The sequence below is a fragment of the Burkholderia sp. Ac-20345 genome (assembly GCF_017104825.1).
GTDB classification, from domain to species: Bacteria; Pseudomonadota; Gammaproteobacteria; order Burkholderiales; family Burkholderiaceae; genus Burkholderia; species Burkholderia lata_B.
This window is the reverse complement of the sequence record NZ_JAAGPO010000320.1, coordinates 1-7,041: the sequence shown is the minus strand read 5'-3', so window position 1 is coordinate 7,041 and position 7,041 is coordinate 1. Positions and strand designations below refer to the sequence as shown.

At 69.1% G+C, this 7,041-nt stretch carries 6 protein-coding genes; 5 read left to right on the top strand and 1 reads right to left on the bottom strand.

The genetic code is table 11. The features are described from left to right. Positions 1-40 precede the first annotated feature (40 nt). On the bottom strand, positions 41-1,282 hold the full coding sequence (locus G3O06_RS45515) for an SfnB family sulfur acquisition oxidoreductase (RefSeq protein WP_205819998.1): 1,242 nt from the start codon (positions 1,280-1,282) through the stop codon (positions 41-43). Here G3O06_RS45515 and G3O06_RS45510 point away from each other — a divergent pair. From G3O06_RS45510 to G3O06_RS45490, 5 genes are all read left to right on the top strand, one after another. Continuing rightward, positions 1,281-1,511, top strand: coding sequence for a hypothetical protein (locus tag G3O06_RS45510; protein WP_205819997.1), 231 nt, complete (start codon positions 1,281-1,283; stop codon positions 1,509-1,511). The two genes, G3O06_RS45515 and G3O06_RS45510, sit on opposite strands and share 2 nt — an antisense overlap. A 159-nt stretch (positions 1,512-1,670) precedes the next feature. After that, on the top strand, positions 1,671-3,992 hold the full coding sequence (locus G3O06_RS45505) for a TonB-dependent receptor (protein ID WP_205819996.1): 2,322 nt from the start codon (positions 1,671-1,673) through the stop codon (positions 3,990-3,992). A gap of 13 nt (positions 3,993-4,005) precedes the next feature. Continuing rightward, a complete protein-coding gene (locus tag G3O06_RS45500) occupies positions 4,006-5,379 on the top strand; it encodes an LLM class flavin-dependent oxidoreductase (RefSeq protein ID WP_205819995.1) in 1,374 nt (457 codons plus the stop codon). Continuing rightward, on the top strand, positions 5,376-6,401 hold the full coding sequence (locus G3O06_RS45495; protein WP_205819994.1) for an LLM class flavin-dependent oxidoreductase: 1,026 nt from the start codon (positions 5,376-5,378) through the stop codon (positions 6,399-6,401). Before G3O06_RS45500 ends, G3O06_RS45495 begins: the two co-directional genes overlap by 4 nt. Next, on the top strand, positions 6,398-7,041 hold a 644-nt coding region (locus G3O06_RS45490), incomplete at its 3' end, for an LLM class flavin-dependent oxidoreductase (protein WP_205819993.1). The genes G3O06_RS45495 and G3O06_RS45490, both read left to right, overlap by 4 nt.

The window sequence follows — 7,041 nt, the reverse complement described above, 5'->3', positions numbered from 1 at the left end:
TTCGGTGCGAACGGCGACGGATTCGAAAGCATGTCGTTCATCACAGATAACCGTGGCGCGGCGGGTTGACGTGGTTGAGCACGTAGTTGCCGATCGCGTGATACTTCCAGCGCACCGGGTCGTGCAGCGTGTGGGTGCGTGCGTTGCGCCAGTGGCGGTCGAGGTTGTATTCGCTCAGCACCGAGCGCGTGCCCGACAGTTCGAACAGCTTGTTGGTCGCAAGAATTGCCAGCTCGGTGCTCAGGACTTTCGCGGCCGCGACCTGCACCGAAGCGTGCGCCACCTGCGCATCGTCGAGTTCGGCCGGCAATGCGTCGAGCGCCACGGCCGCGCGGTCGAGCAGCGCTTCGGTCGCGAGCAGGCGGACCTGCACGTCCGCGACATCGCGAATCACGTACGGATCGTCCGACGCGCGTGCGATACCGCTGTCTGCCCACGGCCGGCTGCGCGTACGCACGAACTCGAGCGTGTCGGCCAGCGCCGCGCGCGCGATGCCGACGTCGATGTTCGCGTGCAGGTATTGCGACACGGGCCCCGCGAGGGTTGGCCGCTCGAACGCGGCCTGGATCGACACCACGTCCTGCTCGTCGACCTCGACGCCCGACAGCGTCAGCGTGCCGCTCGCCGTCGTGCGCTGCCCGAAGCCACTCCAGTCGTCGACGATGTCGAGCCCGGGCCGGTCGCGCTCGACCAGCGCCTGCACGTAGCGGCCGTCGTCGTCGAGCGCCAGCACGGCGATCCAGTCGGCGAACAGCGCGCCAGTCGAATAGAACTTCTGGCCGTCGAGCACGAGCCGCCCGCCGCGCCGCGAGAGCCGCGTGCCGATCTCGAGCGCGTTCTTCGTGCCGCGCTCGGACGCGGCATGGCCGATCCGCGCGCCGTCGAGCACGAGGCCGAAGAACTTGCGGCGCTGCGCCTCGTCGCCCGTGAGCCGGATCACGTCGAGCGCGTGGAAGTGATTCTTCGGCAACTGACCGATCGACGGATCCGCCTGCGCGATGGTCCGCACGACTTCGCCGAGCGTCGCCAGCGACACGTCCGCACCGCCGAACGCGCGTGGCACGGTGATGCCCCACAGCCCGCTGCCGGAGAACAGGTCGAGCTCCGCGAACGGCAGGCGCCGCTCGCGATCGCGCAGCGCCGCGTCGCGCGACAGCTCGTCGGCGAGACGGAGCGCGGTTTCGAGCGCATGCGCGTCATCGGCGATGCGGCTCGCTGGCGGCCGGGAGGACAACGGGGAAGACGCGCGAGCGGGCGTGTCGGCGGACGTGAAAGCGTTCATGAAGATCCTCGTGGGCAGGTGCATGGCCTCCGTCGAGAGCAAGCACCGTGCCATCGCCGTCCTGTCGGCCTGTGCAGCCATGACACCGCGCGCGGCGCGCTGGATTTCCAGCGAGATGGCGCAAAAGCAGCACGTCGCGCGCCGCGCGACGACGCTGCTGGAATTCCAGCAAAACGACTGGAACGCATGCACGCGCCCCGGCCCATCCGGCCACCGCTTTCGACGCTAACCCATTGTGGGGCGGGCCCAAGCGCCCATTGGCACGTCTGTTGCGAACCACCCGCTCACGCACTGCCGAGCCGCGGCGCCATCGACCGGATGCGCGGCATCGCGCCGGACCACACGCATAACAACGTTTCGATTTGGGGATAGACGGATGAAATACAGGATGTTGAGCGCCTCCATCGGCGCGTCGGCACTGCTGGCCGCCGCGCCGGCGCTGCATGCGCAGCAACAGCCGGCCGTGAGCGCGGCACCGATCGCCGCGTCGGCGCCCGCGGCTGCACCGGCTGCGGCGGCCACCCCGCCGTCCGGTGCAGCGCAGGCGAACACCGGCGCACCATTCGCGGAGGCACAGCTCAAGGACGTCATCGTCACCGCCCAGCGGCGGCGGCAATCCGCCCAACGTGTCGGTACGTCGGTGTCAGTCATCTCGGGCAACGACCTGAAGACGCTGAACGTCGGGACCGTCAACGACTTGCAGCACGCGACCGCGAGCGTCGAGGTGGAGCCCGCGTTCGGCGGCGGCCAGCCGCAGTTCCGGATTCGCGGCGTCGGCTTCAACGACTACACGTCGAACAACGCGTCGACGGTCGGCATCAACGTGGACGACGTCGCATATGCGCTGCCGATCCAGACCCAGGGGCAACTGTTCGACATCGCGCGCGTCGAGGTGCTGCGCGGCCCGCAGGGCACGCTGTACGGCCGCAACACGACGGGCGGCACGGTGAACTTCATCACGAACCAGCCGACCCGCGACTTCGAGGCGGGCGCGAGCGTCGAATACGGCACGCATAACCTGCTGACGACCGAGGGCTACGTGTCCGGGCCGCTGAGCGACCGCGTGCGCGGTCGCTTCGCGTTCACGACACAGGACTTCGGCGCGTGGCAGAACAACCGCGCGACCAACCAGACGCTCGGCAACCACGACAGCGCCGCCGCGCGCGGGCAGCTCGACTGGGACGTCACGCGCGACTTCAAGCTGCATGTCGGCGCGCACGGCGGCTTCGACAAGTCCGACAACACGGGGCTTTACCTGTTTACGCCGTACACGTCGACCAAGACCGGCGAGGTGATTCCCGCCGATGCCGATCACACGAAGACCGGCTGGGGCGTGAGCCCGGCATTTTCACGCGCGACGGGTCTGTCGACCGACGCGAAGCCGGGGCGCAACAACCTGAATGGCGGCGTGGACCTGACCGCGACGTGGAATCTCGGCCCGGTCGAACTGAAGAGCATCACCGCGTACAACTACCTGCACCGCCGCGAATATTCGGACTGGGACGCGACGCGATACCACGACTCCGACGAGTACTTCGACGACACCGTCAACGAAGTCACGCAGGAACTGCGCGCGTCGTCGCGCGGCGACACGCGGCTGCGCTGGGTCACCGGCCTGTTCTACTCGCACGACGATCTCGACGAGAAGTTCTATTCCGACTTCAGCGACCGGCTCGGCTTCATCGCGTTGACGCGCTACCGGCAGTCGGTCGATACGCTCGGCGTCTACGGCCAGGCGACCTACGACATCACGAAACGCCTGCGCGGCATCGTCGGTGTGCGGCAGGAACACGAGAAGCGCGAACTGCGCGGCTTCGCGTCGGGCATGCTGACGCCGTCGTTCACGCCGTTCGCGGGCTTCCAGGGCGGCGACGCGAACCAGTCGCTGACGTCCAACGGCACATCCGGCAAGGTCGGACTCGAGTTCGACCTCGCGCCTGCGACGATGCTGTATGCGACCGTCAGCCGCGGCTACAAGTCGGGCGGGTTCACCGCGCACAACACCGGCAATTCAAACGCGCTCGCGCCATTCAAGCCCGAATCGCTGACTGCGTACGAAGTGGGCTTCAAGAGCGACCTCACACGCTCGCTGCGCTGGAACGTATCGGCGTTCCACTACGACTACCGCGACCAGCAGGTATTGTCGGCCACCTTCGACCCGAACTCCCAATCGCTGATCGGCACGTTCGTGAATGCGCCGAAATCGCGCATCGACGGCTTCGAGACCGACCTGAAATGGCAGCCGGTGCGTGGGCTCGAGATCTCGCAGTACGTGGGCTACAAGGGCGGCAAGTACACGTCGCCGTTCGTCACGTACAACACGCAGGCGTCGGCGGCCAGCGGCCACAACGTGTTCACCGACTACAACGGCACCGCGCTCAGCTTCCCGCGCCTGAGCTATGGCGGACAGGTCGCGTACAGCTGGCTCGCGGGCGGCTACCGGCTGCGTGCGGAGACGAACTACAGCTACCGCGACGCGTATTCGCAATTGCTGCTGCTCGGCCCGAACTACACGGTCGACAGTTACTGGCTCGTCAATGCGAGCTTGACCGTCACGTCGCCCGACCGGCATTGGGACGTCGCGCTGTGGGCGCGCAACCTGTTCAACCGCCAGTACGACCTGACGAAGAACTTCTTCCTGCCCGGCACGAACGTCGCCGCCGCGGGGCAGCCGCGCACCGTCGGCGTGCGCGTGACCTACACGTATTGAGGAGGCTCGCCGGATGACGCGCCGCACCGACACACTGAAACTCAACGCGATGCTGAACGGCGGCGGCAGCCATGTCGTCGGCTGGCGCCATCCGCTCGCGCAGCCGAACGGCAACCGCGACTTCGCGCATTTCCGCCGGATGGCGCAGACGGCCGAGCGCGGCAAGCTCGATGCGCTGTTCGTCGCGGACGTGGTCGCGACGCAGGGCAGCCACGTCGACTCGCTGCGCCGCAGCGCGCGCGCCGACACCTTCGAGCCGCTCACGCTGCTCGCCGCGCTGGCGGCCGTCACGCAACACATCGGCCTGATCGCGACCGCGACGACCACCTACAACGCGCCCTACCACATCGCCCGCAAGTTCGCGTCGCTCGACCACCTGAGCGGCGGCCGCGCGGGGTGGAATCTCGTCACGTCGGTCGTGCCCGACGAAGCGGCGAATTTCGGCGCGACGCCGCACCTCGCGCACGCCGACCGCTACGCGCGCGCCGACGAGTTCCAGCGCGTCGTGGCGGGGCTCTGGGACAGCTGGGAAGACGACGCGTTCATCGAGGACAAGGCCGCCGGCCTGCATTTCGACCACCGCAAGCTGCATGTGCTCGATCATCATGGGCCGCACTTCAGCGTGCGCGGCCCGCTGAACGTCGCGCGGGCGCCGCAGGGTCATCCGGTACTCGTGCAGGCCGGCTCGTCGGAAGCCGGCCGCGAACTCGCGGCGCGCTGCGCGGAACTGATCTTCACCGCGCAGCACCGGCTCGACGACGCGCAGGCGTTCTATGCCGACGTCAAGGGTCGCGTCGCGCGTTACGGCCGCCGGCCGGAGCACCTGAAGATCCTGCCCGGTGTAATGCCGATCGTCGGCGCAACCGAGGCCGAAGCACGCGACAAGCTGCGTGCGTTGCAGGACCTGATCGATCCGGTGCTCGGGCTGCGGCTGCTCGCCGACAACGCAGGTGACTTCGACCTGTCCGGCTATCCGCTGGACGGACCTTTGCCCGACCTGCCGCCGAGCAATCGCAGCAAGAGCCGGCAGCAGTTGATCGTCGATCTCGCGCGCCGCGAGAACCTGACGATCCGCCAGCTCTACGAGCGCTTTGCCAGCGTCGGCGTCGTCACCGGCACGCCGAAAACCATCGCCGATCGCTTCGAGGAATGGTTCCTGTCGTACGGCGCCGACGGGTTCAACGTCGCGTTCGCCTGGGTGCCCGGCGGCCTCGACGATTTCGTCGATCTGGTCGTACCCGAACTGCAGCGCCGCCGGCTGTTCCGCACCGAGTACGAAGGCCCGACGCTGCGCGATCAGCTCGGCCTGCCGCGCCCGCCCTTCTTTCGACGCCCGTCGTCGCTGCGCGGCGATACGGTCGCACCGGTCGGCGGAGATCTCGCATGACGCGCTCGTTCCGTCTCGGGGTGCTGACGCGTGTCTACGCGCCCGACCCGTCGCCGCGCGTGCTGCACGAAACGCTTGCGCTGATCGAGGCAGCGGAAGCGCTCGGCTTCGACAGCGCATGGGTGGCCCAGCATCATTTCGGCAGCGAAACGGGGCGGCTGCCGTCGCCGCTCGTGCTGCTGCCCGCCGCCGCGCAACGCACGCACCGCATCGAGCTCGGCACGGGAATCGTCACGTTGCCGCTCGAGGATCCGCTGCGGCTCGCCGAAGACGCGGCGGTACTCGACTCGCTGGCCGGCGGCAGGCTGCAACTCGGTCTGGGCAGCGGCGGCGCGAATCTCGACGCGTTCGCCGCGTTCGGGCGCGACGTCGACACGCGCCAGGCGCGCTTCGCGACCGCGCTCGACCGTTTGCAGGATGCGCTCGCGGGCCGCCCGCTCGCGCGCAGCGCGGCCGATGCATCGCCGCTCGTACTGCAACCGGCGGCGCCGGGCGTGCGCACGCGCCTGTGGCATTCGCATGCGTCGCCCGACGGCGCACGGTTCGCGGCACGGCACGGCAACGGCCTGCTGCTCGGTACCGCCGTGCACGATCCGCGCACCGTGCAGCTGCCGCTCGCGCACGCGTATCTCGACGCCTGGCGCGAACGCGCTCGCGCCGACGCCGCGGCGCCACGAATCGGGGTGGTGCGCGCGGTATTTCCCGCCCGCGACCGACGCGCAGCGCTTGCCGCCCTGGCACCCGACGTCGTGCGCCATGTCCCGTGGCTCGCAGCGAGCGGCCATCCCGATGTGACCGATCCCGAGCAGATCGTGCGGCTGCTGAATGTCCATTACGGGCATCCGGACGATGTTGTCGAAAGCCTGCGCGGCGACCCGGCGCTGTTCCCGTTCGTCGATTACTTTCTGCCAGTCGTGCAATCGGAAAGCACGTCGCTCGACGACGCGCTCGCGCGGCTGCGCGCGCTCGCGGAAACGATTGCGCCGGCACTCGGCTGGCGGCCGGCCCACGCCGCAGCATGAGCGCGCCGCGTCTGCTGCTGCGGCTCGACACCGGCTGCGACGATGCGCGGCCCGACCCGGCCGCCGACTGGATCGCGATCGCCGAGGCAGGCGTGTCGGCCGGCTGTGACGCCGTGTTGCTGCCCGCGCATTCCGGCGGCCCCGATCCGTGGATGATGGCCGCGGCGCTCGTCGATGCGCTACCGGCATTGCGCGTGATGGTGACGCTGCAGGCCGGCGCGATGCTGCCCGTCGCAGCCGCCCATCTCGCGCAGAGCCTGCAGTCGCTGAGCCGCGGCCGCGCGCTGCTCGCATGCGAAGCCGACGCGCTGGACGTCGGGGTGACCGACCGGGCCATGCACCTGAACCGCGACCAGCGTCTCGCGCGCAGCGCCGAATTCCTGTCGATCCTGAGCGCACTGTGGGCAACCGACTCTCCGCTGCAGTATCGCGGTGCCTACTATCGCGTCGAGCATGCCCGTTTGCCGGATCTCGCGGCACAGCGACCTCCCGTCTACTGGTCGATCGCGGAGCGGCGCGAGATCTCGTTCGCTGCCCCGTGGTGCGACGGGCTGCTGGTACCCGCCAACGCGCCGCCGCTGGCAGCGGCCGTCGAACGCGCGTATCGCGCGCGCGGCCTCGTGCCGCCGCCGGCCGGTGA

Bases quoted from the DNA above. Each gene is read 5' to 3' on its own strand.
- G3O06_RS45505 (WP_205819996.1), top strand. From the start codon at position 1,671: ATGTTGAGCGCCTCCATCGGCGCGTCGGCACTGCTGGCCGCCGCGCCG.
- G3O06_RS45515 (WP_205819998.1), bottom strand. From the start codon at position 1,282: ATGAACGCTTTCACGTCCGCCGACACGCCCGCTCGCGCGTCTTCCCCG.
- G3O06_RS45510 (WP_205819997.1), top strand. From the start codon at position 1,281: ATGAAGATCCTCGTGGGCAGGTGCATGGCCTCCGTCGAGAGCAAGCAC.
- G3O06_RS45500 (WP_205819995.1), top strand. From the start codon at position 4,006: ATGACGCGCCGCACCGACACACTGAAACTCAACGCGATGCTGAACGGC.
- G3O06_RS45495 (WP_205819994.1), top strand. From the start codon at position 5,376: ATGACGCGCTCGTTCCGTCTCGGGGTGCTGACGCGTGTCTACGCGCCC.